Origin of the sequence: Psychrobacter aquaticus CMS 56 (assembly GCF_000471625.1) — a bacterium.
GTDB classification, from domain to species: domain Bacteria; phylum Pseudomonadota; class Gammaproteobacteria; order Pseudomonadales; family Moraxellaceae; genus Psychrobacter; species Psychrobacter aquaticus.
This window is the reverse complement of the sequence record NZ_AUSW01000029.1, coordinates 1-1,192: the sequence shown is the minus strand read 5'-3', so window position 1 is coordinate 1,192 and position 1,192 is coordinate 1. Positions and strand designations below refer to the sequence as shown.

Sequence of the window (1,192 nt, the reverse complement as noted above, 5' to 3'; positions counted from 1 at the left end):
TACTATGCAGTCGTGTTTTATTGAACCAATCTACCCATTCAAGGGTTGCCAGTTCAACATCGTTCATACCAGTCCAGCTCTCTTTCAAATAATGAATGACCTCAGACTTATAAAGCCCATTGACCGTTTCAGCCAATGCATTGTCGTATGAATCACCTGTGGTACCGACAGAAGCAATCATACCGCAGTCAGCCATCTTCTCAGTGTAGCGAATGGATAAGTACTGAACCCCACGATCACTGTGATGAATCACATCTTTGGGATTATTTCTATCTGCTATTGCTTGGTTCAATGCCGCCATTACCATATCGGTGTTCATGCGATTCGATACCTTCCAGCCCACAATAGCGCGAGCAAACACATCAATAATAAAAGCAGTATATACCCAGCCGCTCGTTGTCTTGATGTAAGTGAAGTCCGCCACCCAAAGCTGGTTAGGACGATGAGCACTAAAGTTACGATTGACTAGGTCATCTGCTCGCTTTTGGTCATCACGGCTGTGAGTGGTGATCTTGCCCTTACCACGCCAAACGCCTTGTAGGCTATGCTGCTTCATTAACCGCTCTATGGTACACCGAGCCACATGAATACCATTCGCTTTCATCTGTTGCCAGACTTTACGGGTACCGTAACGACATTTGCTGTCTTGCCAGATCCGTTTAATCTCGCTGACCTAATAATCGTCGTGCTGACTGCGCAGAGAACGTTTTTGGGGGCAGCACTCTAAGTCTTTAGCCCAGTGATAAGTTGATGGGGCAATCGGTAGTACTCTACAGATAAGCTCGATTCCATAAAACTGTTTGTTATCGTCAATGAAGTTGACCATTACTTGTGTGGGCGGCCGAGCTCCGCCTGGGCGAAAAAAGCGGCAGCCTTACGTATGATTTCGTTGGCTTGCTTGAGTTCTCTATTCTCGCGTTCAAGCTCTTTGATGCGCTCTTTGTCACTTTGACCCTGCACTGAGGTGGGAATAGTTTGTTCGATATGCTTTTTATGCCATGCTCGTAGCGTTTCGGGCGTACAGCCTATCTTTGACGCTATGGCTTGAATGGCTGACCATGTGGAAGGATAGTCGCTCGACGCTTCTATCAGCATACGAACGGCGCGTTCTTTGATCTCGGGAGTATAGTTTCGTGTTTTCATTGTCGTATTCTCTCAGAATGTTGAGTCTCCGACAATCCCGGGGCGGTTC

1 pseudogene and 1 other annotated feature are annotated in these 1,192 nt (G+C 47.0%); the pseudogene reads right to left on the bottom strand.

The features are described from left to right. Positions 1 to 1,143: pseudogene (locus M917_RS14410) on the bottom strand (IS3 family transposase); the annotation flags it as partial. Further along, positions 752 to 868 (bottom strand) — a sequence feature (AL1L pseudoknot). It overlaps the preceding pseudogene by 117 nt. Positions 1,144 to 1,192 lie beyond the last annotated feature (49 nt).